The following is a 25,219-nucleotide window of genomic DNA, read 5'->3' as shown; positions in this document are numbered from 1 at the left end:
CAGGGCGGCCTGACCCTCGCTCGTCCACGGTAGCGGTCCGCCCGGCCATCGGCAGGCATCAGCGCGCCGGGCGACCCGTCACGGGGAGGCCAGCGGGCTGGCGGTCGGCGTCGTGGCGGGCTCGTCGCCGCAGGTGAGGGTGACCGGGTCGTTCCAGCGGGCCGAACTGCCGCCGGCCGGGTCCTGCGCCGTGACCGGGCCCTGGCGGCCGGTGCGGTAGCGGGGGTAGAGGCCCGCCGCCACCAGGTCGTCCGCCGCGTCGGCGCAGCTCTGGGCCAGCAGGTCGGGCACCGGGACGGCGGGCGCCGGGCCGGCGATCCAGAGGGTGACCGTGACGCCACGCTTCACCGGCGTGCCGGGCTCCGGCGAGGTGCGCTCGACGGCACGGCCGGAGCCGCTGCCGAACACCAGCCGCCAGCCCAGCTTGCGGTCCCTCAGGTCCTTCCGGGCCTGCTCGAAGTCGGTGCCCACGAGCTGCGGCACGGTCAGGCCGGCCGGGGTGGTGGTGCGGGTGCCGGTCGGCCGGTCCTCGGCGGGGCTCGGCAGCGCGGCGGCGGGCGTGGTCGCCTCGACGGAGGAGGTGGTGGGGGCTGCGGCGGGCGGTGCGGTGGGCTCGTCCGGTCCCCCGGCCAGGACCCAGCCGCCGCTCGCACCGATCACCGCCAGCAGGACCGCCGCCAGGCTGCCACCGAGGAGCAGCCTGGTCCGGTCCGGCCCCGGTTCGTCGCGTACCCCGGGCTGCCGGTCCGGGTACCCCTCGTCCGTCATCACGTCCCCCGCCTCAGTCACCGGCGACCGTATCGGGCGCCGCCAAGCCCGTCCCGGCCGAGCCGGCCGCCGCCACCACTCGCCGCGCCGACCCTGGGACGCTACGCTCCCCGGCATGGCCAGACGGGGCTGGGGAGGATCGACCGCCGCCGCGCTCGGCGTCGCCGCCGGTACGGGCGCCGCACAGCTCGGCTTCGGCTACGGGCTCGGCATCATCAACTGGGCGCCGGCCGGCGCCGCCCGGGTCGAGGCGGCCTGGGTGGCCAGCCTCGCGTGGGCGACCTGGATCTCCGCGACCTCGGTGATCGCCGGCGCGGTCTGCGCCCAGCGGCTGCGCGGCACCGACGACGAGGAGCCGGCGGGCACGCTGTCCCGGCTCGGCCTGGCGCTCGCCGCCGGGGTGGGCGCGTTGATCACCGTGCTGCTGGTGGCCGTGCCGGCCCGGTCGGCCCAGGTGCCGGCCACGTCCTCGCCGCAGGCCGTGGCCGCCGGGTACGCCGTCGCCGGGCTGGTGCTCGGGGTGCTGCTGGCGACCTGGGCGCTGCACACCCGGGCCGCGGCCGTCAACCTCGTCGCCACCACCGGCTGGCTGTGGCTGCTCGCCGTGGTCTCGGTGCTCGACGGTGTGCTCTCCGGCCGTGGCCTGACCACCGCCCAGCTGGGCATCTGGCAGATCAGCGCGGACAGCGGGCGCTTCTGGATCCGCGACTACTTCTACTGGCCGGGCGCGCTGCTCTCGCTCGGTTCGGCCCTGCTCATCGGGATCCTGGCGGCCCGTGGGGCGATCCGCGCGCCCGAGCGACGCGTCGGGGCGGCCGCCTCCGGGGCGGCCGGTCCGCTGCTGGTCGCGCTGGCGTACCTGCTGGCCGTGCCGAGGCTCGCCGGGATCGCCGCCGAGCAGGTGTCGGCCCACCTGATCGCCCCGTACGCGGTGATCGCCGGGATCGGCGGCTCGGCCCTGGTGGCCGCGCTGGCCCAGCGGGCCGACCGCCGCGCCGCCGAGCGGGCCGTCGTGAACCTGCCCCGCCAGCGCACCGGTGAAGCGGACCAGCTGACCGCCGACGACCCGGAGCCGGCCACCGGCCCGATCGACGGGGCCGAAGGGGTGCCCCCGACGGAACGGCCGACCCGCCGGTTCTTCGGTCGGCGCGCCTCCGCACCGGGTGCCGAGCGCGCGGCCGGACCGGTGCCGGCCACGTCGGTCGATCCGGTCGGCGAGCAGGTCACGTCCGTCGGCACGCTCCGCGAGCCGGAGACGGCGGGGCAGCGTGACGCGAGCGGCCGCACCGGTTCGTCGCCCGATCCGGCGGCAACGGCCGGCGTCACGAGCGCGGGCCTGGGCGCGGCGCCGGAGCGCACCGCAGCCGGTCGGCGCGGCCGGGCCGTGCCACCCCAGCGGAAGCCGGAGTCGAGTTCGCCGGCCGGCACCGGCACCGTCGCGCCGGAACCGGCGACGGGCGGGCCGGCACTGGCGACCGGCGGGCCGGAAACGGCCACCGGTGGGCCGGCGGGATCCGCGACGGCGGAACGGGCAGGCGACAGCGAGCCGGAAAGCGGCGCGACCGCGCCGACCACCGGGCCGAAGGCCCGCCGCCGCAACCGCTGACCGCCGCCACGGCAACCCCCGCTCGCCGAGGTGGCAGCGCAGGCAGGGTGCCGGAGGGCGCCACCTCGCGGGCCGGCCCCGCTCGGACACCGGCCTGGAGGCCGCCAGGGCCTGGCGTGGGTGCGCCGCCCGCAGCGTGTCCGGCGCGACGGCCCCCGGCGTCAGGCCCAGCACGCGGACCGTCTGCGAGGCGTCGGGAGCCGGATCCCGGTCAGGTCAGCGGGAACCGGCGGTGGTCAGTCGACGGGCCAGGTGTGCACGGGCTCGTTGCCGCGTTGCAGTTCGGCGTAGCGCTGGACCATGTGGTGCAGCGCGGCTGGCCGGTCCATGCCCCGGTGCCGCTCGGCCGCCCACACCGTCTCGGTCTGCCAGACCGCGCCGTTGCGGCCGGTCCGGCAGCGCTCCTCGATCACCCCGAGCAGGCGGTCCCGCTCGGCCGGGGCGACGCCGAACCGGTCCAGCCCCTGCGCGGCGGTGGGCAGCAGCGTGTCGAGGACGAGCGTGGTGACCGGCACGTCACCGAGCCGGGGCCAGTGCAGGACGGCGTCGATGCCGCGCCGGGCGGCGGCGTGGAAGTTCTCCTCGGCGGAGCTGAATGTGAGCTGGCTCCAGATCGGCCGGTCCGACTCGGCGAGGCCACGGGCGAGGCCGAAGTAGAAGGCCGCGTTGGCGAGCATGTCCACGACGGTCGGCCCGGCCGGCAGCACCCGGTTCTCCACCCGCAGGTGCGGGCGGCCGTCCATGATGTCGTACACCGGGCGGTTCCAGCGGTAGACGGTGCCGTTGTGCAGGCGCAGCTCGCCGAGCTTTGGCACCCCGCCGGCGTGCAGCACCTCGACCGGGTCCTCGTCCTCACAGATCGGCAGCAGCGGCGGGAAGTAGCGGACGTTCTCCTCGAACAGGTCGAAGATCGAGGTGATCCAGCGCTCGCCGAACCACACCCGGGGGCGTACGCCCTGGGCCTTCAGCTCGTCGGGACGGGTGTCGGTGGCCTGCTGGAACAGCGCGATCCGGGTCTCCGCCCAGAGCTGCCGGCCGTAGAGGAACGGCGAGTTGGCGCCGACCGCCACCTGCACGCCGGCGATGGCCTGCGAGGCGTTCCAGTAGTCGGCGAAGCTGTCCGGCGCGACCTGGAGGTGGAACTGGAGGCTCGTGCAGGCGGCCTCCGGGGCGATCGAGTCGGTGTGCGTACGCAGCCGCTCGACGCCACGGATGTCCAGCTCGATGTCCTCGCCCCGGGCCCCGACGATCTGGTCGTTGAGCACGCGGTAGCGCTCGTTGGTGGAGAGGTTGTCGGCGACCAGGTGCCGCTCGGTGAGGGTGGGCAGGATGCCGACCATCACGATCTTGGCGTCGGACTTGGCGGCCCGCTCGTCGGCGCGGCTCAGGCTGCTGCGCAGGTCCTGCGCGTAGTCGGCGAAGCCGGTGCCCTCGATGAGCCGGGGCGAGGCGTTGAGCTCCAGGTTGAACTGGCCCAGCTCGGTCTGGAAGAGCGGGTCGGCGATGTCGGCGAGGATCTGGTCGTTGCGCATGGCCGGCTCGGCGGCGGCGTCGACGAGGTTGAGTTCGATCTCCAGCCCGGTCATCGGCCGGTCGGCGTCGAAGCCGAAGTCGTCCAGCATCAGCGCGAACACGTCCAGACAACGCCGGACCTTCTGCCGGTAGCGGACCCGGTCCTCGCGGGAGAAGGCGCCCTGCTCGACGTCTCTGCCCATGTGTCCTCCCGGCGCCGGCGCCACGGAACCGTACCGTTCCGCAACGCATTGTGAACCATTCACGTTGAGTGCGTAAGTGCGCCCCGGCCGCCGGACCGGAGGCCGGGCGCAGGTCTGCACTCCTACCCAGCCGCCCGCCGCCGCACCGCGGTGAACCTGCGAACAACACGTGACAATTCGCACCGCCCGGCGTACGACGAACGGGCCCGCGCCGTCGGGTGACGGCGCGGGCCCGTGGGGTCGTACGCGGGGATCAGGCCTGGCGGACGGCCTCGCCCTCGATCTCGATCTTGATCTTCTTGCCGACCAGGACGCCACCGGTCTCCAGGGCGACGTTCCAGGTCAGGCCGAAGTCCTCCCGGTCGATCTCGGTGGACGCGGAGAAGCCGAAGATGTCCTGACCGAACGGGCTGCGGCCGACGCCCTCGAACTCGACCTCCAGGTCGACCGGACGGGTCACGCCCTTGATGGTCAGCTCGCCGGAGAGGACGAACTCGTTGCCCTCGCGGGACTTCACGCCGGTGCTGCGGAACTCCAGGGTGGGGAACTGCTCGGCGTCGAGGAACTCCGGGCTGCGCAGGTGCGCGTCGCGGTCGGCCTGGGCGGTGTTGATGCTGGCCGCCTGGATGGTGGCGGTCACCGTGGACTGCATCGGGTCCTCGGCCACGGTGATGGTGGCGCTCGCCTCGGCGAACTCACCGCGTACCTTGCTGACCATCATGTGCCGGGCGACGAACCCGACGCGCTTGTGAGCCGCGTCCAGCAGGTAGGTGCCGGCGGTCGGGATGGTGAGACCCTCCCAGTCGCGGGTAACCGCTTCGGTGCTGCTGGTCATGGTGCTGTCCTCCAGGGGAGATTGTTTAGTAGCCCAACGACTGACTGAGCAACTATAGGCATAGCAATATTCCCTGTGTCAAGGACTGCTAGGATGGCGGCGTGGACGAGAACGTGTTCGACGACCCCCGGATCACCGCCATCGGCCTGCTCTTCGAGGCCAGCGCCGGGCTGTCGGCCCGGTTCGCCGCTCAGTTCGAGGAGCACGGCCTCTCCCCGGTCGAGTTCGAGGTGCTGATGCGGCTCACCCGGTCGCCGGGTCACCAGCTGCGGATGACCGACCTCGCGGCGCAGACCTCCCTGTCCACCAGCGGCGTCACCCGCGTGGTCGACCGGATGGAGCGCGACGGCCTGCTCCGCCGCCGGGCCTGCCCCTCCGACCGGCGCAGCTCGTACGCGGTGGTCACCGCCGCCGGCCTGAGCCGACTGGACGCGACCCTGCCCGGCCACCTGCGGATCATCGAGGAGTGGTTCACCGGCCAGCTCGCCCCGGCCCAGCTGGAGGCGCTCCTGGACGGCCTGCGCCGGGTCCGCGACGCGGTGCACCCCGGGGCGACCGCCGGCAGCACCGAGCCCGCGCCGGCCGGGCAGTCCGCCGGCTGCTGACCCACCGGCCCGCCGCCCGCACCGGTGACCCGCCGGCGGGCCGCCCTACCCGTCGGTCACCGGCAGAAAGACCGGCAGAACCATCCGGACACCGGGCCATATCGGCTCAATAACCCGCAAAGCGCCTATGCGCGCTGGATAGGCTTCCGGGCAGCGGGGGGCACCGGGGGGTGCCGGCGCGAGCGATGCAGCGAGGGGCAACACCAGGGGGCTTCTTCGCTCGCGCCACCCCCGCGCCTTCGTCCTCCCTCGCGGTTCTCAGTCCCGCGCGGTTCTCAGTCCCGCGGGGCAGCGCGCTCGCGGCGGGCCAGCAGCGCGTAGAGCAGTGCCTCCTCGCGAGGCAGCAGCCGGATCCCGGTGGCCCGGCAGACCCGGTCGAGCCGGTCCAGCACCCCCACGTCGGCGGTGCTCGCTGCCAGCCCGACCAGCGCCTCGACAAGATCCCGCCGCTCCCCACCACCGGCGAGGTCCGCCTCCGCCGTACCGTCCAGCCGCTCCCCGCCGGTGGCGTGCTCGGCCGCCGCGGTGAACCACTCCGCCGCCAGCTCCCGGTCCCCGCGGTGAAGCGCGAGATGGCCCTCGATCAACGCGCAGATCGCGTCCTCCGGCCGCGCGCCCGGGCCATCCGGGGACGGATCCAGGTTTTCCACGCCCGGCGGCCGGCGCTGTCCCGGCACCCGGCGCGACGGCCGCAGCTCGGCCACCATCTCCAGCGCCTCCTCCGCCCGCCCGTCGAGGGCGAGCGCCAACCCGATGGTGCCGACCACCTGACGCCGCCGCCCCGGGTCGCCCAGCTCGACGAGCGCGCCGGCCACCCGCCGGCCCTGCTCGACCGCGTCGACGTACCGGCCCTCCAGCCGGGTCACCTCGGCCAGGGCGGCGCGGGCCATCAGGCGGAGCCGCTGCTCCCCGCACTGGGCGGCCAGCCGATCGACCGCGGCCAGGCGGCGCCGCGCGCCGGCCAGGTCCGCGGTCCGCACGTCATGCCAGCTGAGGTGGTACTGGGCCACGGCCATCTCGCGGGCCCGGCCGTGCCGGGTGGCCAGCTCCAACGCCGCCTCGGCCTGCTTCCGGGCCTCGCCCTGGGCGCCGGCGCCGAGCAGGAGCACGCAGAGCATCGACCGGGCCGACAGCTCCCCGGTCACCTCCCCGGCCGCCCGGAACGTGGCCAGCGCCTCCCGGGCCGCCGGCAGCTCCACACCGCCGGCGCCGTGCTCGGCCCCGAGCCGCGCCACCCCGAGCAGGGCCCAGGCCCGCAGCACCGGGGGCGCGTCGGCGGTACGCGGATCGGCCAGCAGCCGGCGCAGCCACCGGCGCCCGGAGACGTCCCGCCCGCGCAGCCGCCACCAGCGGGGCAGCGCCGCCGCCAGGCGCAGCGCGGTCACCGGCTCGTCGTCGGCGGCGTGCGCCAGGGCGGCGGTGATGTCGCTGGTCGCCTCGTCTAGCAGGTGCACGGCCGCGGGCAGGTCCGCGCCGACCAGATTCGGCGCGGTACGCAGCACCAGCCCGGCGACGACAAGCGCGTGCCGGCGCCGGATCCGGGTCAGCTCCCCCTCGACCGCGGCCTGCTCGGTCGCGAAGTCGCGGACCGCGTCCAGAAGGCGGAACCGGAACGGGCCGGCGCCCCGCACGCTGAGCAGCCCGAGTTCCCGCAGCCGGTCCAGCAGCGGAACCGCGTCCCGCCGCTCGCCCCCGTCGGCGAGCAGGTCCTCGGCCAGCTCCACCGACCAGCGGTTGCGGAAGGCGGAGAGCCTGCGCAGCGCCGCCCGTTCGGCGGGCGCGAGCAGGTGGTAACTGGTCGCCACCGCCTCGCGGAGGGTCACCGTGCCGGCGGCGAGGTCGGCGGGCTCCCAGCCGGGGCGTACGCCGGCCAGGTCAAGGACCCGATCGCCGTAGCGGTCGAGCAGTTCGGTGACGTCGAGGATCCGACCTCGCGCGGCCATCAGCTCGATGGCCAGCGGCAGCCCGCCGAGGCGGCGCACCAGCGCGGCGAGCGCCGGCAGCTCGGCCCGGGTGGGCGGCTCGCGGCGCACCCGGGCGAGCCGGGCGACGAAGAGGGCCGCCGCCGGCCAGCGGGCCAGCTCCGCCGGATCGGTCGGCTCGGGACCGACCGGCGGCACGTCGAGCGGAGCGACCGGCCGGACCATCTCGCCGGGAAGCCCGACCGGACGGCGGCCGGTGACCAGCACCCGCAGCGTCGGCGCCGCCGCGACCAGGGCGCGCAGCGCCTCGGCCACCGGCCCGGGCGCCCGCTCCACCGCATCCACCAGCAACAGCGCGGGCCGGCCACCGAGCCGGCAGGAGAGGTCGGCCAACCGGTTCACACCGAGCACGGCGACCGAGGCGGCGAGCACGTCGGCGGCGTCCGAGCCCTCGCCGACCAGCACACCGGCCACGCCGGCCGGGTGCGCGGCGGCCGCCGCGTGGGCGACGGTCAGGGCGAGCGCGGTCTTGCCTACCCCGGCCAGCCCAACGAGGCTCACCACCGGATGCTCGGTGAGCAGAGCGCCCAGCTCGGCGACGTCGCGGTCCCGGCCGAGCAGCGGGACCGGCTGGGGCAGCGCGATCGGCGTACCCGAATCGGTGGTGGCGGACCCGGTGACCGGAAGGCGCCCCGCGGCCGGGCGCGGCGCGGCGGCGGCGGGACCGCTGACCGGAAGGTGGCTCGCGGCCGGACCAGGCGCGGCGGCGTCGGGGCCGCCGGCCGGAGGGCGGGTCGCCGACTGGCCGGGAAGGGCCGTCCGGGCGGCATCGGGATCGTTCGGCGGCAGGTGGCGCGCGGCCGGGCCGGACTCGGCGGTCCGGGCCGGGGCCGGGCGGGCGGCGGCCACGAACGCCTGCCGGGTCGTGCCGGTCAGGTCGAGGGCGTCGGCGAGCAGGTCGACGGTGGTGCGCTGGGGTCGGGTGGCCCGCCCCCGCTCCAGATCGCGGACGGTCCGCACGCCGACCCCGGCCCGGGCGGCCAGCTCGGCCTGGGTGAGGCCGGCGGCGAGCCGGTGCCCGCGCAGCAGGTCGGGCAGCTGGGCACGGCCACCCGGGCTCCGCGAACGATCATGATCGGGAGTCATGGGCACGAAGAGTACGGATCGGGTCGGACGCTCCACAGCCCATCGTCGGCCAGCCGACCGTCCACTGCAGATATCCGACAGACGGCTGAACCGCCCGGGCCCGAACGGCCCGGGCGGGCGCTGCTCACATGCCGAGATCGCGGGCGATGACCATGCGCTGCACCTCGCTGGTGCCCTCGCCGATCTCCAGGATCTTGGAGTCCCGCCAGAAGCGGGCCACCGGGTACTCGTTCATGAAGCCGTAGCCGCCGTGGATCTGGGTGGCCTCGCGGGCGTTGTCCACCGCGATCGTGCTGGCGTGCAGCTTGGCGATGGCCGCCTGCCGCTTGAACGGCTCACCCGCCAGCATCCGGGCGGCCGCGTCGTAGTAGGCCAGCCGGGCGGTGTGCGCCTTCATCTCCATGTCGGCGACCTTGAACTGGATCGCCTGGTACGCGCCGATCGGCCGGCCGAACGCTTGGCGCTCATTCGCGTACTTGACGGACTCGTCGACGCAGCCCTGGGCGAGGCCGACGGCCAGGGCGGCGATGGCGATCCGCCCCTCGTCGAGGATGCGCAGGAACTGGGCGAAGCCCCGGCCGCGCTCGCCGAGCAGGTTCGCCGCCGGCACCCGGCAGTCGTCGAAGGTCAGCTCGTGGGTGTCCGAGGCGGTCCAGCCGACCTTCGAGTAGCCGGGCGCCACGCTGAAGCCGGGCGTGCCGGACGGGACGATGATGGTGGACAACTCCTTGGAGCCGTCCGGCTTCGTGCCGGTGACCGCGGTGACCGTGACCAGCGCGGTGATGTCGGTGCCGGAGTTGGTGATGAACGCCTTCGAGCCGTTGATCACCCACTCGTCGCCGTCCAGGACGGCCCGCGTCTGCGTGCCGCCGGCGTCCGAGCCGGTGCCCGGCTCGGTCAGCCCGAAGCCCGCGAGGGCCTCGCCGCTGAGCAGCTTGGGCAGCCACTGCGCCTTCTGCTCGTCGGTGCCGAACCGGTAGATCGGCATCGCGCCGAGGGAGACCGCCGCCTCGAGGGTGATGGCCACGCTGGAGTCGACCCGGGCCAGCTCCTCCAGGGCCAGGCAGAGGGCGAAGTAGTCGCCGCCCATGCCGCCGTGCTCCTCGGGGAAGGGGAGCCCGAACAGCCCCATCTTGCCCATCTGGCGGATGATCTCGTACGGGAAGGTGTGCTGCTCGTAGTGCTCGGCGATGGTCGGGGCGACCACCTCGCGGGCGAAGTCCCGCACGCTCTCCCGCAGCGCCTCTTGTTCCTCGCTGAGCCGGAAGTCCATCTGATCCTCCTGGTGGGATGCCTGTGTGGACGGCCGCCGGGCGCTCGTGACGCCGGGTCGGGTGGTGCGGGTCGGGTGGGTCAGACCGGGGTGACGCCGTGCCGGCGCCGGGAGAAGTGCCGCTCCTTGCCGCGTGCGGCGGCGAACCGGCGGACCAGCTCGGCGCGCAGCTCGTGCGGCTCGACGATGGCGTCCACGACCAGCTCGCTGGCGAGCCGGACGATGTCGATGTCGCGCTCGTACTCCTCGCGCTTCGCGGCCACGAAGGCGGCCCGCTCGGCCTCGTCCTCGATCGCCGCGATCTTGTTGGCGTAGACGGCGTTGACCGCGGCCTCCGCGCCCATCACCGCGATCTTCGCGGTGGGCAGCGCGATCGTCGCGTCCGGCTCGAAGCCGGGGCCGGCCATCGCGTAGAGGCCGGCGCCGTACGCCTTGCGGACCACCACGCAGATCTTGGGTACGGTCGCCTCGGAGATCGCGGTGATCATCTTGGCGCCGTGGCGGATGATGCCCTGCTTCTCCACGGCGCTGCCGACCATGAATCCGGGTACGTCGGACAGGAACAGCAGCGGCACGTTGAACGCGTCGCAGAGCTGCACGAACCGCGTCGCCTTGTCGGCCGAGTCGACGAAGAGCACGCCGCCCTTGAACATCGAGTTGTTGCCGACCACGCCGACGACCTCGCCGTTCAGCCGGCCGAAGCCGATGGTCAGCTCCTTGGCCCAGAGCGCCTGGATCTCGAAGAAGCTGCCCTCGTCGAGCAGGCCCTTGACGTAGCGGCGCATGTCGAACGCCTGCCGCTCGCTCGCCGGGACCAGCGCGGCCAGGTCGGCCTTCTCCGGCGCGCCCACGGCCTCGGCGGCCGGCGGCTCCTGCTGCCAGTTCGACGGCAGGTAGGACAGGTAGGTCCGCACCACGTCGAGCGCGTCGTTCTCGGTCTTGCAGAGGAAGTGCCCCACGCCGGACTCCGCGCAGTGCACCTTGGCCCCGCCCATCGCCTCCAGGGTGGTCTTCTCGCCGGTGACCATCTCGACCATGCGGTCCGAGCCGAGGTACATGCTGGCGTTGCCCTCGACCATGGCGACCACGTCGCAGAACGCCGGGATGTAGGCGCCACCCGCCGCGCTCGGCCCGAACAGGGCGCAGACCTGCGGGATCGAACCCGAGGCGCGGACCTGGTTCCAGAAGATCTTGCCGGCGCCACGCCGGCCCGGGAAGAGGTCGACCTGGTCGGTGATCCGGGCACCGGCCGAGTCGACCAGGTAGACCATGGGCACGCTGGTCGAGTAGGCCCGCTCGATGATCCGGATGATCTTCTCGACGGTGCGGGCGCCCCAGCTGCCGGCCTTCACCGTGGAGTCGTTGGCCATGAGGCAGACCGGGCGGCCGTCGATGGTGGCCGTGCCGGTGACCACGCCGTCGGCGGGCAGCCCCTCGGCCATCGCGTTGGCGTAGAGCCCGTCCTCGACGAAGGAGCCCTCGTCGACCAGGTATGCGACCCGCTCGCGGGCGAAGAGCTTGCCCTTGGCGGCGTTCGCCGCGTGGTACTTGTCCGCACCGCCGGCCTTGGCGCGCTTGCGCAGCTGCTCCAGAGCCTCACCGTCGAGCGTCACGCCGACTCCCGTTGCCACCGACCGCCCCGTGGGCGCCCCAACCGACCTGAACGATCGTTAGGCTAGCGCATCCAAACCCGCTCCGGCGACCCCACAACCCCCACCCCCTCCCGGCTCCCCGCCGGCCCTCCGCGTTGATCAAGAAGTTTGCGTCCGGAACGGGCTGGAATCAGACGCAAACTTCTTGATCAACTCTGGGGGGGGCGGGCCGGGAGGGCCGGGGGTTCGTCAGGAGGGGATTGGGGTCAGGCGGGTGCGGGGGCCGGCGCGGAGGACGCCGGAGGGGAGCTTCTTGCCGACCATCTGCTCGGCCAGCTCGGCCGCCTCGATCAGGGCGTCCAGGTCGATTCCGGTGTCGATGCCCATGTCGTGCAGCATGTGCACGGCCTCCTCGGTGGCCAGGTTGCCGCTGGCGCCCGGGGCGTACGGGCAGCCGCCCAGGCCGCCGACGCTGGCGTCGAACTCGGTGATGCCCAGCTCCATGGCGGTGAGCATGTTGGCCAGCGCGGTGCCCCGGGTGTTGTGGAAGTGCAGCAGCACCGGCACGTGGGCGTTGCGGTCCCGGACGGCGGTGACCAGCTCGCGGACCCGCCGGGGCGTGCCCATGCCGGTGGTGTCGCCGAACGCCACCCGGTCGGCGCCGTCCCGGACCACCCGGTCGACGATGCCGGCCACCCGCTTCGGGTCGACGTCGCCCTCGTACGGGCAGCCGAAGCTGGTCGCCACGATCACCTCGGCGGTGGCGCCCGCGCCGTGCAGCAGGTCGATCAGCTCGGCGATGTCGTCGAGCGACTGCTCGGTGGAGCGGTTGACGTTGCGCCGGTTGTGCGTGTCGCTGGCCGAGACCACCACCTCGATCTCGGTGAAGCCGGCGGCGAGGGCGCGCTGGGCGCCCCGGCTGTTCGGCACCAGCGCGGAGTAGCGCACCCCGTCGGCCTTCGCGGCCCGCTGCCACACCTCGTCGGCGTCGGCCATCTGCGGGATCGCCTTCGGGTGCACGAAGGACACGGCCTCGATCCGCCGTACGCCGGTGCGCGACAGCGCGTCGATCAGCCGCACCTTGGCGTCGGTGGGGATGGGCTCCTCGTTCTGGAGCCCGTCGCGCGGCCCGACCTCCCGGATGGAGACGAAGTCCGGCAGTTCCGCCATAAGGGGTCACCTCGCTGTGACGGTGGGATGCTGGTTTCCCTTCCAGCATCCCACCCCGGCCGGCGGGCCGGATCGTCAGCGCATGCGGGAGACGATGCCGGTGTCGTAGTCGCCGGAGAGGAACTCCGGGTTCTCCAGCAGTTCGGCGAAGAAGGGCAGGTTGTTCTTCGGGCCGGCGATCTCGAACTGGGCCACGGCCGCCTTCGCCCGCTGCACCGCCTCGTCGCGGGTGTCACCGCTGACGATCAGCTTGGCCATGAGGCTGTCGTAGAACGGGGTCACCGTGTTGCCGGCGACGTAGCCGGAATCCACCCGCACCCCGGAACCCGACGGCTCGTTCCAGGTGGTGATCGCCCCCGGGCCGGGCAGGAACCGCTTCGGGTCCTCGGCGTTGATCCGCAGCTCGATGGCGTGCCCGCGCGGCGCGAGCGCGTCCGGGTCGAACGTCGGGGCCAGGCCGGCGGCCACCCGCAACTGCTCCTCCACCAGGTCGACGCCGTAGACGTACTCGGTGACCGGGTGCTCGACCTGGAGCCGCGTGTTCATCTCCAGGAAGAAGAACTCACCGGTGGTGGGGTCGAGGAGGCACTCCACGGTGCCCGCGTTGCGGTAGTTGACCGCCTCACCCGCCCGGACCGCCGCCGCCAGGAACCGCGACCGCAGCTCGGGCGAGACCGCCGGCGACGGGGACTCCTCGACCAGCTTCTGGTTGCGCCGCTGCACCGAGCACTCGCGCTCGCCGAGGGCCACCACCCGGCCGTCGGCCAGACCGAGGATCTGCACCTCGACGTGGCGTACCCGGGGGAAGTAGCGCTCGATCAGCACCGAGCCGTCGCCGAACATCCGCTCGGCGAACGAGCGGACCTTGTCGTACTCGGTGCGCAGCCCGGCCTCGTCGGTCGCCACGCCCATGCCCATGCCGCCGCCACCAGCCGCGGCCTTGACCATCACGGGGTAGCCGATCTCGGCGGCGGCGGCGACCGCCGCGTCCAGGTCGGCCGCCGGCTCGGTGGTGCCGGGCGCGACCGGCACCCCGGCCGCCGCCATGAGGTTCCGGGCATTGATCTTGTCGCCCATCGCGCTGATCGCGTCCGCGCCGGGTCCGACCCAGATCAGGCCGCCGGCCTCGACGGTACGGGCGAAGTCCGCGTTCTCGGACAGGAAGCCGTAGCCGGGGTGGATCGCCTGGGCGCCGGTGTCCTTCGCCGCGGCGAGGATCGCCTCGACGTTGCGGTAGCTGAGCGCGGGGTTGGCCGGGCCGACGCAGACCGCCACGTCGGCCTCGGTCACGAACGGCAGGCCGGCGTCGGCCTCCGAGTGCACCACGATCGCCCGGATCCCGAGCTTCTTCGCGGTACGGATGATCCGGCGCGCGATCTCGCCACGGTTGGCCACCAACAGCGATTCGAACAAGGAAGGGTCCCCTCTCACGCTTCTTGCATAGCAGGGGCCTCTTCTTAACACGCGGACGGCGCGCATGCTTAACGGACGTTAAGGCGCGCCGAGCGTCAGGCGCGGTCGGTGGGGGCGAGCAGCGCGGCGAGCGTCGCCCCGCGCAGCAGCTCGGCCCGGCGCCGGCGGTCCACCTCGCCACCGAGGAACGGGGTGGAGTTCATGAGGCCGAACGCCGCGTGCGCGAGCACCCGCGCCTCGCCGTCCGGCAGCCCCGGGTGCAGCGCGGTCAGCACGGTCACCCACTCCTCGACGTACATCCGCTGGAGCCGGCGGATGCGGCGGCGCGGCTCGTCCGGGAGGCGGTCCAGCTCGTGCAGGTGGAGGGCGATCACCGCGGGGTTGGCCAGCGCGAAGTCGAGGTGGAAGTCGATCAGCGACTCCAGGGTGCCGCGCGGGTCGTCGGGGTGGTTGGCGGCCCGCTCCTTCCCGCCCGCGAGCAGCCCCTCGCTGACCGGGATCAGCGCGGCGACCAGCATCGCCTCCTTGCCGGCGAAGTGGTGGTAGAGCGCCGGGCCGGTGACCCCGGCGGCCGCGCCGATGTCGTCCATCGACACGCCGTGGTAGCCGCGCGCCGCGAAGAGCCCGACCGCGATCTCCAGGATCTCGTCCCGCCGGGACCGGCGCCGGCCCGCACCCGTCGCCCCGTTCGCCGCGCCCCGCGCCTGCTGTTCCACCGCCACCGGGCCAGCCTAGACCGCGCGCCCAAGCTGGTGGAGTCTCGGTTACCCGTCGGTCGCCTCACATCCCGGGCCGCTTGACCCTCGACCGGGTTCAGGCCACAGGGTCCGTCGGCATGACCGCTACCGCTACCGTGCTCGGCCGGGACTACCGGCTGCTCTGGTCCGCCGCCGTCTCGTCCCGCTTCGGGGACGCGCTGCGTACGCCGGCCCTTGCCCTGCTGGCCGCCGCGCTCACCCGCGACCCCCGGGCGATCGCCGCGGTGACCGTGGCCGGGCAGCTCCCGCCGCTGCTGTTCGGGCTGCTCGGCGGGGCGTACGCCGACCGGTGGGACCGGCGCCGGACCATGGCGGCGGTGGACGGGGCCCGGGCCGTGGTGGTGGCGGGGCTGGCCGCGCTGGTCGCCACCGGCCGGGCCGGGGTCGCCGCGCTGGCCGCCGCCGCGTTCCTGCTCGCCACCCTGGGCACGCTCTTCGACGCGTCCGCCTTCGCCCTGCTGCCGTCGCTGGTGTCGCCGACCGCCCTGGCCACGGCCAACGGCCGGCTCCAGGCCGGCACGGCCGTGGCGGGCGGCCTCCTCGGCACCCCGCTGGCCGGGGTCCTCTTCGCCCTGGCCGCGTCCCTCCCGTTCGCCGTGGACGCGCTCACCTTCGCCCTCGCGGCCGCCCTCGTCCTCGCCCTCCGTCCGCTGCCGGCGGGCCCGCCCCGGCCGGCCGGGCGGGGGGTGTGGCGGGAGGCGTGGGCCGGGATGCGGTGGGTGCGCCGGGACCGGGTGCTGTGGGGGATCGCCCTCGCCTCGGCCGGGTCGAACCTGGCGATCAGCGGGTTGATGGCGGTGCTGGTGCTCTACGCGCTCGGGGCGCTGCGGGTGCCGGCGCCGGCGTACGGGCTGTTCGCGGCGGGGGTGGTGGCCGGTGGGCTGCTCGGGGCGCTGGTCGCCGGGCGGGTGGCGGCCCGGTTCGGCACCCTGCCCGCGCTGCGCGCGGTGCTGCTCGGGCAGACCGTGGCGCTGACCGGGTTCGCCCTGGCCCGCGGCCCGGTGACCGGGGGCCTGGCGCTTGCCGCGTTCGCCGCCGGCACCACGATCTGGAACAGCCTCTGGTCGGCGTACGGGCAGGGGCACGTGCCGGCGGAGCTGCTCGGGCGGGTCGGCGCGGCGCAGCGCGTGGTCGGCCTGGCCGCCGCGCCGCTCGGGGCGGCGCTGGCCGGGCTCGCCGGCGAGGCGTACGGGGTGGGGCCGGTGGTCGGCGCGGCGGCGGGCGTGTTCGCCCTGGTCACGGTCGCCGCCTGGGGAACGTTCCGCCGCACGGCCTGATCCTCAGCCGGCGGCCGGTTCGAAGCCGGCCAGCCGGACGGCGAGCCGCTGCCGGACCGGCGGCAGGGCGGAGGCGCCCCGGAGCAGCAGGTCGCGCAGGGGGCGGGCGGCCGGCGGGACGGCGGTGAGCCGGGTGAGACCGGCGGCGAAGCCGAGCACCTCCTCGGCGAGCGGGCGGCGTGCGGTGGCGTACCCGTCGAGGAGCGCGTCGGGCCCCCCGGCCAGCACGGCGGCGAGGGTGTCGCCCAGGACGACCCCGTCGCGCAGGCCGAGGTTCATCCCCTGCCCGCCGGCCGGGCTGTGCACGTGCGCCGCGTCCCCGGCGAGCAGCACCGGCCCGGACCGGTAGGTGGCGGCGATCCGGTGGTGGATCCGGAACCGGGAGCTCCAGCGCACGTCGGTGACCCGGTCCGGCCGCCGGGCCGGCCCCCGCTCGTCGAGCAGGTCCTGGAAGTGCCGGGCCTGCGGCTCGCGGGGGGCGTCGGGCATCGAGGCGACCACCCGTACGGTGCCGTCGGGCAGCGGTGCCCAGACCAGCGGCCCCTGCGGGGCGAGGAAGAGGTTGACCTGGTCGCGGGGCAGCGCGCTGTCCACGCGGATGTCGGCGAGCAGGAACGACTCGCCGGGGTCGGTGGGCCCACCGAAGTCGATGCCGGACAGCTCGCGGACCGGGCTGCGCATGCCGTCAGCGCCGACGACCCAGCGGGCCCGGACCTTCTCGCCGCCCGCGAACGTGGCCGTGGCGCCACCGGCGTCGAGGTCGAGGCCGGTCAGCTCGTACGGCCGGAGGACCCGCCCGCCGAGCGCGGTGAGCCGGTCGGCGAGCACCGCCTCGGTCTCGGCCTGGGAGACCAGCAGCGCGTACGGGTAGCGGGACGGCAACCGGTCGAAGGGAACGCTGAGCAGCACCCGGTCGCGCTCGCGGACGGTGAACCGCCTCGACGGCAGGCCGCGGGCGGCCAGCGGGGCGGCGACGCCGATCCGGTCCAGCACCTCCAGGGTGCCGGCGTGCACGACGGCGGCCCGCGAGGTGACCGGCGGGGTGGCGAGCCGGTCCACCACGGTCGCGGTGACGCCGTGCCCGGCCAGGGTGGCGGCCACGGCCAGGCCGGTCGGCCCGGCACCCACCACGAGGACGTCGGTGCGCTCGGGAAGCATGGTCCCACCTCCAGGGTTGTCAACAACTGTTTGCCAACACTTGTTGACAACGGTAGGCGCGGTGACGTTTCCATGTCAACGCTTGTTGGCCTACAGTTGTGGGCATGACCGACACGGCACCCCGCGCCCGCCGCTCGGACGCCACCCGGGCCGCCATCCTGCGCGCCGCCCGGGAACGCTTCGCCGCCGACGGCTACGAGCGGGCCACCATCCGCGCCATCGCCGCCGACGCCCGGATCGACCCGTCCATGGTGATGCGCTACTACGGCAGCAAGGAGGGGCTCTTCGCCGCGGCGGCCGAGTTCGACCTGCGCCTGCCCGACCTGGCCGCCGTGCCGCCGGACCGGCTCGGCGAGACGCTGGTGCGGCACTTCCTCCGCCGTTGGGAAGGCGACGAGACGCTCGCCGCCCTGCTCCGGGCCGCCAGCACCAACCCGGGAGCCGCCGAGCGGATGCGCCTGGTCTTCGCCGACCAGCTCGCCGCGGCCGTGGCCGGCTTCGGCACCGACCCGGCGTCCACCGCCCGCCGGGCCGGCCTGGTGGCCAGCCAGATCCTCGGCCTGGCCTTCACCCGGTACATCGTCCGGCTGCCGCCCGTGGTGGAGATGGCGCCGGACGACCTCGTCGCCTGGGTCGCACCGACCCTCCAGCGCTACCTGACCGGCCGGCCCGAGAGCTGACCCACCCGGCCCGGGAAACGAAAAGGTCCCCGCGGGCGACACGCCACGCGGGGACCGGCCGGCCGGGTCAGCCGGTGATGCTGCCCGGCTCGTCGCCCCGCACGACGGGGGCCCGGACCAGGTTGCCCCACTCGGTCCACGAGCCGTCGTAGTTGCGCACCCGCGGGAACCCGAGCAGGTGGTGCAGCACGAACCAGGTGTGGCTGGACCGCTCGCCGATCCGGCAGTACGCCACCACGTCGTCGGACGGGCTCAGCCCGAGCTGGTCCTGGTAGATGGCGCGCAGCTCGTCCACCGGCTTGAAGGTGCCGTCCTCGTTCGCGGCCGCCTTCCACGGCTTGCTCACCGCGCCCGGGATGTGCCCGCCGCGCAGCGCGCCCTCCTGCGGGTACGCCGCCATGTGCAGCATCTCGCCCGTGTACTCCCCCGGCGACCGCACGTCGACCAGCGGCCGGCCGGCGGCCACGTGCGCCATCACCTCGTCGCGGAACGCCCGGATCGGCGCGTCGTTCCGCTCCGGCACCGGGTAGTCGGCGCGCGGCCGGGTCACCTTGTCCTTGGACATCTCGCGCCCCTCGGCGACCCACTTCATTCGGCCGCCGTCGAGCAGCCGGACGTCGGCGTGGCCGAAGAGCCCGAACACCCAGAGGGCGTACGCGGCCCACCAGTTGAAGTTGTCGCCGTAGAAGACCACCGTGTCGTCGCGGCCGATGCCTTTGGCGGCGCACAGCTCGGCGAAGCTCTTGGCGTCCAGGTAGTCCCGGCTCACCTGATCGTTCAGCTCGGTGTGCCAGTCGACCTTCACGGCGCCGGGGATGTGGCCGGTGTCGTAGAGCAGGACGTCCTCGTCGGACTCGACCACCACGAGGCCCTCGTCGCCCAGGTGCTCGGCCAGCCACTCCGTGGTGACCAGGCGCTGCGGGTCGGCGTACGACTGGAGGTGCGGATTCGGATCACTCGGCACAGGCATGAGCCCCAAGGTACGCCGGATCAGCGGGTCGCGACCGGCCATCCCGCATCGGGGTCGCCGGAGGTGGCGGCCCACACACGACCGGCCCACCACCCGGGCGAGGGTGATGGGCCGGCCGGCTCGGTCGAGGGGCGTCAGCCCTGGACCACGAACCAGTAGTACGCGTAGTCCGAGCGGTTGCCGGCCTTGTCGACCGCGTACATCGAGATCGGGTACCAGCGCGCCTCGGTCGGCGTGAGGGTCACCGAGGCGGTGCCGTCGGCGCCCGCCTGGACGGTCACCTCGGGCCCGTTGTCGAACTGGTAGACGTACGTCTCCACGTCGGGCATGCGCGGGGCGAAGGTGAAGACGCCCGGCACGCCCACCCCACCGGCGGCCTCACCCGACGGGTAGGTCGTCGAGGTGACGGTCGGGGCGGTGCTGACCATGAAGGAGTAGGTGGCCTCCGGCGACAGCTCACCGGCGGCCGAGCGGGCCCGGACCGTCAGGGTGTTCCGGAAGCCCCGGTCCGGGGTGACGGTCAGCTCGGCGGCCGCGCCGTCGGTCACCGCCACGGTCTGCTCCGGCCCGTCGTTGAGCCGGTAGACGAACGCCACGGTGTCCGGAAGCTCGGAGTCGAAGCGGAAGCCACCGGCCACGCCGATCCCGCCCTGCGGGTCGTACTCGTTGTAGAGGTACGAGATGATCGTCGGCTTCGGCTCCCGCACCGAGAAGGCGTACTCACGGGGCTGGGTCACCGTGCCGTCGCCGGTCTCCCCGACGACGGTCACCATCTGCCAGCCGGAGCGCTCCGGCGTCCAGGTGACCGACGCGGTGCCGTCGGCCGCCGCGTCGACCGTCTTCGTCTCCTCGCCGTAGAACGTGTAGTGGTACTTCACCACGTCCGGCCGCTGCGGGGTGAAGGTGAAGACCCCGGCCACGCCGGGCAGGCCGCTGTTGGTGTCCTTCGGGTACTGCGCCGACTCGACAAGCGGCGCGTCGTTCACCAGGAAGGTGTACGTCCGCTCCGGGGACACCGTGCCGTCCGCGGTGACGCTGCGGGCCACCAGGGTGTGGGTCCCGCCCTGGTCGGGCGTCCAGCTGACCCTGGCGTAGCCGTTGCCGTCGGCGTCGACGCTCTGCTCGGCGCCGCCGTCGAAGCGGTAGCGGAAGGATGTCGTCTCCGGCACCTCGGAGCTGAACCGGAACTCCCCGGCCTGGCCCGGCCCGCCGGCCCACCAGCTCGGGTTGTACGGGTCACCGGAGATGCCGGGCAGCAGGTCCCGCACGGTGAAGTACCAGGTCGCCGGCTCGGACTCGGTGCCGTCGCGGCTGACGCTCCACACCGCGAGGTGGGTCCAGCCGGCCTCCTTCGGCGCCCAGGTCACCGAGGCGGCGCCGTCGGCGTTCGCCTCGACCGTGGCCTCCTCGCCGTTGAACTGGTAGCGGTAGCTGACCGTGTCGGGCAGGCGCGGGGTGAACGTGAAGACGCCGGGCACGCCCTGGCCGCCGCCGAAGCCGTACTCCTCGTAGACCGTCGCCGAGATCCTCGGCTCGGTGAGCAGGCTGAAGCTGCGCGTGGCGGTGGCCGCCACCCCGGCGGCGGTGAGGCTGGTGACGGAGAGCGTCCGGTTGCCGCCCCGGGTAGCGGTGACGGTGATCGAGGCGGTGCCGTCGGCGGCCGCGTCGACGGTCTGCTCCGGGTCGCCGTCGAGGCCGAAGCGATAGCGCACCACCCCGTCCATCCGCGGCCGCACCTGGAAGGTCGTCGCCACCCCGATCTCGGTCAGGGTGCCGTCGACGATCGGCGAGACGTCGCTGGCGCGGAAGTCGTAGGTGGTGGTCGCCGATCGGTTCCCGGCCGCGTCGAGGCTCCACACGCGGAGGTAGTTGATGCCGGCCCGCGGGGTCACCGTGACCGTGGCCGTGCCTCCCGGCCGGTCCGCGGCGACCGCCTTGTCGAGCTGGTCGTTCAGCGAGTAGCCGAATCCGACCGCGTCGGCGGCGCCGTTGGCGCCGAAGGTGAACTCGCCGGCCAGGGCCGGCGGCCAGCCGTCCTGGGGAAAGTCCGAGGAGGTGACCGTCGGGGCCGTGGCCGGGCCCTGGAAGTCGGTCCGGAAGTAGCAGACCGCGCTCCACTCGCCGGTGGCCCGGCTGTCCGCCGCGCGCATCTGCCAGGCGTACGTCCGGTCGTGCTGGAACAGGTCGTAACTGAACCGGCCGACGGCGCGCTCGCCGTCCCAGGCGGTGTCGATCCGCTCGATCCGGGCGTCCGGCTCGTCGACCGGCCAGAGGGCGACGGTCGCGGTGAGCTGGTCGGTGCCGCCGGTGTCGTTCCGGTCCTTGTCGTGCAGGATCGCCGACAGGCCCAGGTCACCCCGGCGGACCAGCTGGTACGGCTCGGCCGTGGTGCAGGCCTTGCCGTTGGTCTGCGGGTCGGTCGGCACGCCTGGCCGGAAGTTGTGGTCGATGGAGAGGCCGGCCCGGCTGGCGTACTTCCGGGCCAGCGTCGGGTCCGCCTCCACGTCGGCGGGCAGCCGCAGCGAGAGGGTCAGCGTCGACCTACCCTCGGCGAGCGCCTGGCGCAGCCCCTCGGTGGCGTCGAAGCCCACGTAGGGAGCCGGGCAGCCGGACTGGTCCGGCAGCCTGGTCGTGTCGATCCGGGCCAGGTCCGCCGGCGGCTTCAACCAGCTCGACTTGACCGTGTAGGGCGCGGTGCGCCACAGCTCGATCTCCGGGCGCTTCGCGCAGTCCGGCGCCGCGGTCTCCTTCACGTCGAGCTTGGCGGACTCGATGTCCGCGCCCCGGTAGCGGGAGATGTCGAAGGTGAAGTAGGCGCGCGATGTGTGCGGGTGACCCTCGCCGTCCAGCCACGTGCCGACCGGCACGTCGCCGGCCCGGTCGATGTTGTTCTTGCTGGGCAGCCTGGAGTCGGTCCAGGCCCAGGAGGTGTTGGTCTCGTAGCGCACGTCGTAGGCGGCGGCCGGCGCGGCGGTCGCGACAACCGTGCCGGCGGCGACCACCATGGACAGGGCGGCGGCGAACAGACTTCGGCCACCGGCGCGGGACGGATTTCGTGCAGGTATGAGGGCCATCCCTCATCCACCTTTCCCCGATTTCACCCCGGGCACGATCGCCGGGGGGCAGCGGATGCTATCCGGCGGGGAAGACATTCGGCGATCCCGATTCCGACGCGGCACCCACATTGGACCTGCCGGAGTGCAGATTCACCCGTTCGGCCGCCGGTCAGGCGCGGCGGTGCACCAGCCGGCCGGCCACCACGGTGGCCAGACAGGAGCCGTCGGCGCCGAAGACGGCCAGGTCGGCCCGGCCGCCGACCTCCAGCGCCGGCGGCCGGGCGGCGGGCAGCACCGCCACCTCGTTGCGCGCGGCGGCGGCCCGCAGCGCCGGGTCGGCGACGTGGTCGGCGAGCACCGCGGCGGCCCCGAGCCGGAACAGGGCGTGCACCCGCTCGCGCGGGGTCGGCGCGGGCGGCAGCGGCCCGTCGTGCACCAGCGCCGGCCCGAGGGTGCCGGCCCACCGCCGCACCCGCACCTCGGGGTACGCCCCGGTCAGCTCCTCAAACGGCGCGACGGCCTCGACCCGGTCGCCGGTCACCAGGACGGCGTGACCCGGCCGGGGCTCGCCGTCGAGGGTGAGCCGCAGCAGGGACGCGGCGTGCAGGGTCCGCACCGTCAGTCGAGGGTGATCGGCCCGAGCACCGGCCGCTTGGCGGTGACGAAGTCGCCGGAGGAGCGGCCGGTCAGCCGGCGCTTGATCCACGGGGCCAGGTGCCGGCCGACCCAGCGCAGGTCGGCCGCCCGGGCGGCCAGCCACGGGGTGGGGGCGGGGTGCGGCGGCACCATCAGCCACTCCTCTTCGCAGCCCACGCCGAGCGCGGCGAGCACCTGCCCGGCCACCCGCCGGTGCCCGGCCGCCGACAGGTGCAGCCGGTCGGTGCTCCAGAGCATCGGGTTGAGGTAGGCGTCGTCGGCGTAAAGGTCGACCAGGATGGCGCCGTGCCGCTCGGCGACCTCGCCGACCACCCGGTTGAGCAGGGTCACCCGGGGAGCCACCAGCCGCTGCCCGGGCAGCCGGGCCATCACGTCGGCGAACCGGAACAGCACCACGTCGGCGCCGCTGGAGCGCAGCCGGCCGACCACCCCGTCGAAGCGCGGCACGAAGGAGTCCGGGTCGAAGGTGCGGCGCAGCACGTCGTTGCCGCCGGCCGCGAAGCTGATCAGGTCGGGCTTCATGGCCAGCGCGGCCGGCACCTGCTCGGCCACGACGTTCGGGAACAGGCGGCCCCGGATCGCCAGGTTGGCGTACCCGAAATCCGGGCCGGCCTCGGCGGCGAGCCGGGTGGCGACCAGGTCGGCCCAGCCCCGGTAGGTGCCGTCCGGATACGCGTCGTCCATCCCCTCGGTGAAGCTGTCGCCCACCGCCACGAAGTTGCGCCAGCGCACTGCGCCTCCCTCTGACCGACCCGCAGAGCTGCGTCGGCCAGTCTCGCACCGACCGGCCGCCCACCGCCCGACCCCCGCGCCGGACGTGGCGGAGGTCATCGGGGCGGCGACCGTGAGCGGAGTCATCGGGACAAATGTCCCGCTTGATGGATCCGGGGCAGAAACCGGCCGACGGATTGTGGATGATGTTGCCCGTCATCCGGTCCGGGGGCGGGAGGCGCCCGCCGCTGCGGCTGCTCACCGACGGCGCGAACGAGGCACGCAATGACCCAGGGACACCCGGCCGCCCACCCGGGCGACGGTCAGCCGCACCCGCCGGTCCAGGCGTACCCGGCCGCGCCGCCGGGCTTTCCCGCCACACCCGGCCACGCGCCGCCGGGCTTTCCCGCCACACCCGGCCACGCGCCGCCGGGCTTTCCCACCGCACCCGGCCACGGGCCGCCGGGGGCGTACCCGGGCGGGCCGGCGCAGCCGGGATTCGGGCCGTACCCGCCGGTCCCGCCGCCACGGCCGAAGTCCCGGCGCGGCCTCTGGATCGGGATCGGCGCCGGGGTGCTGGCGCTGACCCTCTGCGCCGGCACGGCCATCGGCGTGGGTGTCGGGCTCAGCGAGCGCGGCGAGGACGCGGCCCCGAAGGCCGCCGCCGCGGCCAACGGGGTGACCGTCACCCAGCAGGAACTGGACGACCTGCTGGCCCGGCACAGCAAGGCCCTCGCCGACAAGGACCTGAAGGGCTACCTGGCCCCCTTCGACCCGGCCCGCAAGGACCTGGTCGCCGGGCAGACCCGGCTCTTCACCAACCTGGGCAAGCTGCCCCTCGCCGTCGGCCGGTACCGCACCGTCGCCCAGCAGGGCCGGACCACCGACAGCTTCGGCCGCGGGGTCAGCTTCCAGCTCGACGTGTCCTTCGTGCACCAGTTCGAGGGGTACGACCTCACCCCGGTCGCCGAGTGGTACCGCTGGACCGTCGTCCGGGAGAGCCAGGGCGCGCCGCTCAAGGTCACGGCCGTCACCGGTGCGCCCGCCGCGCTGGGCAACTCGAAGACCGTCTACTACCCCGGCCCCTGGGACAAGTGGGCCGACATCCACGTCGAGCGCACCGCGCACGCCCTGGTCATCACCGACGCCGCGCTGGCCGCCGAGGCGAAGCGGTACGCGCCGGTCGCCGAGGCGGCGGTGGCCGACGACTTCGCCGCCTGGCAGGCCGGCGGGGTCACGGCCGACATCCCGAAGGGCTTCGTCATCAGCCTGGTCAAGGGAAAGGCGGACCTCGGCTCGCTCTACCGGATCAACAAGGAGGAGACCACCGAGGCCGGTGTCTCGATCGGCATGGTCTCCACCGAGCGGCAGAACGGCGTCGACATCGGTGGCAGCCGGATCGTCGTCGACGTGGCCGACCGGTCGTTCTTCGCCCCCGGCGACCGGAAGGGTCCGCGTGAGATCTTCCGGCACGAGGTGGGCCACTCGCTGGTCGCCAGCCTGGAGGACGCCGACAAGCAGGACTTCTTCGACGGCATCGAGAACTGGATCGTCGAGGGCTTCGCCGAGTACCTGGCCCACCGGGGCGAGCCGCTGCGCGCAAGCGACCGCACCGCCCAGGCCCGGTCGCTCGTCCGCTCCGGCGACTGGGACGGCACGCTGCCCGGCAACGTCGACTGGGACTCCCCGGGGCGGCTCAGCTTCCACTACTGGCTGGGGCACGCGGTGATGACCCACCTGGCGGAGAAGTACGGCGAACAGAAGCTGTTCCAGTTCGTGACCGCCCGCTACCAGGGCGCCACCGCCGACCAGGCCAGCCAGCAGGTGCTCGGCGTCCCCCTGGCCCGGTTCCAGTCCGGCTGGGCGGCGTACGTGCGGGCGCAGGCGCGGTGAGCGGGAACCCGAGG

General features: G+C 74.3%; 19 protein-coding genes. 5 read left to right on the top strand and 14 right to left on the bottom strand.

Going from position 1 to position 25,219, the window contains the following annotated elements:
• Positions 1 to 78 precede the first annotated feature (78 nt).
• On the bottom strand, positions 79 to 789 hold the full coding sequence (locus tag NLX85_RS31640; protein WP_254341378.1) for a PASTA domain-containing protein: 711 nt from the start codon (positions 787 to 789) through the stop codon (positions 79 to 81).
• Between the two features lie 94 nt (positions 790 to 883).
• On the opposite strand from NLX85_RS31640, the gene NLX85_RS33795 reads away from it, so the two are divergent.
• Entirely contained in the window at positions 884 to 2,374 is a 1,491-nt protein-coding gene (locus tag NLX85_RS33795) for a hypothetical protein (RefSeq protein ID WP_374628721.1), read from the top strand.
• Between the two features lie 236 nt (positions 2,375 to 2,610).
• Here NLX85_RS33795 and NLX85_RS31630 read toward each other — a convergent pair whose 3' ends face one another.
• Complete coding sequence (locus tag NLX85_RS31630; protein ID WP_254341376.1) at positions 2,611 to 4,089, bottom strand: glutamate--cysteine ligase; 1,479 nt, start codon at positions 4,087 to 4,089, stop codon at positions 2,611 to 2,613.
• A gap of 253 nt (positions 4,090 to 4,342) precedes the next feature.
• Positions 4,343 to 4,924, bottom strand: a complete 582-nt coding sequence (locus NLX85_RS31625) for a YceI family protein (protein WP_254341375.1) — start codon at positions 4,922 to 4,924, stop codon at positions 4,343 to 4,345.
• Positions 4,925 to 5,025: 101 nt separating this feature from the next.
• On the opposite strand from NLX85_RS31625, the gene NLX85_RS31620 reads away from it, so the two are divergent.
• Entirely contained in the window at positions 5,026 to 5,529 is a 504-nt protein-coding gene (locus tag NLX85_RS31620; protein WP_254341373.1) for a MarR family winged helix-turn-helix transcriptional regulator, read from the top strand.
• Between the two features lie 275 nt (positions 5,530 to 5,804).
• On the opposite strand, the gene NLX85_RS31615 is transcribed toward NLX85_RS31620, so the two are convergent.
• From NLX85_RS31615 to NLX85_RS31590, 6 genes are all read right to left on the bottom strand, one after another.
• On the bottom strand, positions 5,805 to 8,597 hold the full coding sequence (locus NLX85_RS31615; protein ID WP_254341371.1) for a helix-turn-helix domain-containing protein: 2,793 nt from the start codon (positions 8,595 to 8,597) through the stop codon (positions 5,805 to 5,807).
• Positions 8,598 to 8,721: 124 nt separating this feature from the next.
• Complete coding sequence (locus NLX85_RS31610; protein WP_254341369.1) at positions 8,722 to 9,870, bottom strand: acyl-CoA dehydrogenase family protein; 1,149 nt, start codon at positions 9,868 to 9,870, stop codon at positions 8,722 to 8,724.
• A gap of 80 nt (positions 9,871 to 9,950) precedes the next feature.
• Positions 9,951 to 11,483: an acyl-CoA carboxylase subunit beta gene (locus NLX85_RS31605; RefSeq protein ID WP_254341368.1), complete on the bottom strand. Its 1,533-nt coding sequence runs from the start codon at positions 11,481 to 11,483 to the stop codon at positions 9,951 to 9,953.
• A 228-nt stretch (positions 11,484 to 11,711) separates the two neighbouring features.
• A complete protein-coding gene (locus NLX85_RS31600; protein WP_254341366.1) occupies positions 11,712 to 12,632 on the bottom strand; it encodes a hydroxymethylglutaryl-CoA lyase in 921 nt (306 codons plus the stop codon).
• Positions 12,633 to 12,707: 75 nt separating this feature from the next.
• Positions 12,708 to 14,045: an acetyl/propionyl/methylcrotonyl-CoA carboxylase subunit alpha gene (locus tag NLX85_RS31595; RefSeq protein WP_254341364.1), complete on the bottom strand. Its 1,338-nt coding sequence runs from the start codon at positions 14,043 to 14,045 to the stop codon at positions 12,708 to 12,710.
• Positions 14,046 to 14,140: 95 nt separating this feature from the next.
• Positions 14,141 to 14,767, bottom strand: a complete 627-nt coding sequence (locus NLX85_RS31590) for a TetR/AcrR family transcriptional regulator (RefSeq protein ID WP_254341361.1) — start codon at positions 14,765 to 14,767, stop codon at positions 14,141 to 14,143.
• A gap of 113 nt (positions 14,768 to 14,880) precedes the next feature.
• Here NLX85_RS31590 and NLX85_RS31585 point away from each other — a divergent pair, with 113 nt between their 5' ends.
• Entirely contained in the window at positions 14,881 to 16,080 is a 1,200-nt protein-coding gene (locus NLX85_RS31585; protein ID WP_254341359.1) for an MFS transporter, read from the top strand.
• A gap of 3 nt (positions 16,081 to 16,083) precedes the next feature.
• Here the strand turns inward: NLX85_RS31585 and NLX85_RS31580 are convergent, their stop codons facing one another.
• Complete coding sequence (locus NLX85_RS31580) at positions 16,084 to 17,238, bottom strand: FAD-dependent monooxygenase (protein WP_254341358.1); 1,155 nt, start codon at positions 17,236 to 17,238, stop codon at positions 16,084 to 16,086.
• A 104-nt stretch (positions 17,239 to 17,342) separates the two neighbouring features.
• On the opposite strand from NLX85_RS31580, the gene NLX85_RS31575 reads away from it, so the two are divergent.
• Positions 17,343 to 17,918 carry a TetR family transcriptional regulator gene (locus NLX85_RS31575; protein ID WP_254341355.1) on the top strand — a complete coding sequence of 192 codons (576 nt, stop codon included), beginning with the start codon at positions 17,343 to 17,345 and terminating at the stop codon, positions 17,916 to 17,918.
• A gap of 67 nt (positions 17,919 to 17,985) precedes the next feature.
• Here NLX85_RS31575 and NLX85_RS31570 read toward each other — a convergent pair whose 3' ends face one another.
• From NLX85_RS31570 to NLX85_RS31555, 4 genes are all read right to left on the bottom strand, one after another.
• Positions 17,986 to 18,888: a sulfurtransferase gene (locus NLX85_RS31570; RefSeq protein ID WP_254341353.1), complete on the bottom strand. Its 903-nt coding sequence runs from the start codon at positions 18,886 to 18,888 to the stop codon at positions 17,986 to 17,988.
• 134 nt (positions 18,889 to 19,022) lie between these two features.
• Positions 19,023 to 21,962 carry a hypothetical protein gene (locus tag NLX85_RS31565; RefSeq protein ID WP_254341352.1) on the bottom strand — a complete coding sequence of 980 codons (2,940 nt, stop codon included), beginning with the start codon at positions 21,960 to 21,962 and terminating at the stop codon, positions 19,023 to 19,025.
• 151 nt (positions 21,963 to 22,113) lie between these two features.
• Positions 22,114 to 22,560 (bottom strand): hypothetical protein, encoded by a 447-nt coding sequence (locus NLX85_RS31560; protein ID WP_254341350.1) that lies wholly within the window; start codon positions 22,558 to 22,560, stop codon positions 22,114 to 22,116.
• Positions 22,561 to 22,562: 2 nt separating this feature from the next.
• Positions 22,563 to 23,333: an SGNH/GDSL hydrolase family protein gene (locus NLX85_RS31555; protein ID WP_254341348.1), complete on the bottom strand. Its 771-nt coding sequence runs from the start codon at positions 23,331 to 23,333 to the stop codon at positions 22,563 to 22,565.
• 264 nt (positions 23,334 to 23,597) lie between these two features.
• Here NLX85_RS31555 and NLX85_RS33330 point away from each other — a divergent pair, with 264 nt between their 5' ends.
• A complete protein-coding gene (locus NLX85_RS33330; protein ID WP_305885077.1) occupies positions 23,598 to 25,205 on the top strand; it encodes a hypothetical protein in 1,608 nt (535 codons plus the stop codon).
• Positions 25,206 to 25,219: the final 14 nt, after the last annotated feature.

The sequence above is a fragment of the Micromonospora sp. A3M-1-15 genome (assembly GCF_024213425.1).
Taxonomy (GTDB): Bacteria; Actinomycetota; Actinomycetes; order Mycobacteriales; family Micromonosporaceae; genus Micromonospora; species Micromonospora chersina.
This window is presented reverse-complemented; position numbering and strand designations above follow the sequence as displayed.